Source organism: Curtobacterium sp. MCBA15_005, from assembly GCF_001864855.1.
GTDB classification, from domain to species: Bacteria; Actinomycetota; Actinomycetes; order Actinomycetales; family Microbacteriaceae; genus Curtobacterium; species Curtobacterium flaccumfaciens.
Window position 1 is genome coordinate 1 of record NZ_MJGL01000057.1, and the last position, 263, is coordinate 263.

General features: G+C 75.3%; 1 pseudogene. It reads left to right on the plus strand.

The features are described from left to right. Positions 1-96: 96 nt before the first annotated feature. A pseudogene (locus BIU89_RS18990) lies at positions 97-263 on the plus strand (transcriptional regulator); the annotation flags it as partial.

Below are 263 nucleotides of genomic sequence, written 5' to 3' on the forward strand. Positions count from 1 at the left end.
GCACGCGACGTGTCGCGACCGGTCGGGCACGGCCGGCGGCCCCGCCGCGGCCCTCCCGCCTGCCGGACACACGGCCCGGGCACGTACGCTCGTCGCATGGGTATCGACGTGCGCAACGAGATCCGCGACTTCCTGTCCTCCAGGCGGGCGCGGCTCACCCCCGAGCAGGTCGGCATGCCGTCGTTCGGGGGCGGGGTCCGACGCGTGCCCGGGCTGCGTCGGCACGAGGTCGCCATGCTCGCCGGCGTCAGCGTCGACTACTA